At 43.0% G+C, this 293-nt stretch carries 1 protein-coding gene; it reads right to left on the bottom strand.

All coding sequences use genetic code 11. The features are described 5' to 3' along the window. Positions 1–203: hypothetical protein (locus tag KMS84_RS44440; RefSeq protein ID WP_256921552.1), on the bottom strand; the 203-nt coding region annotated here is incomplete at its 3' end. Positions 204–293: the final 90 nt, after the last annotated feature.

Here is a 293-nt window from a genome sequence, read left to right as displayed (position 1 = left end):
CTATCAACGTGAGGAATAATATATTTAGCTAAGGCGACAACCAGAGGAAGGTTGTTGTCCCACCTTGCTTCCTCATCATCAAGATCATTCCCTACACTAGCAAAAAGAATGATCTCATCACACTTATTGTCACGTATCAAATCACAAAGTGCCCAAACATTATCTGAGGTTGATTTCGTAGCGTAGCGAAGTGAAACCATCATTTTTTCCTCACATAGTCGATCTGCGGCCCCGTGCCCTTAGACCGAAACGACGATAATTCTGCATTCCTTTCTCCGTCACCACCATAGAAA

Source organism: Streptomyces hilarionis, assembly GCF_024539675.1.
Lineage (GTDB): Bacteria > Actinomycetota > Actinomycetes > Streptomycetales > Streptomycetaceae > Streptomyces > Streptomyces hilarionis.
Note: the sequence above shows the minus strand (reverse complement) of the source record. Positions and strands in the feature narration are given on the sequence as shown.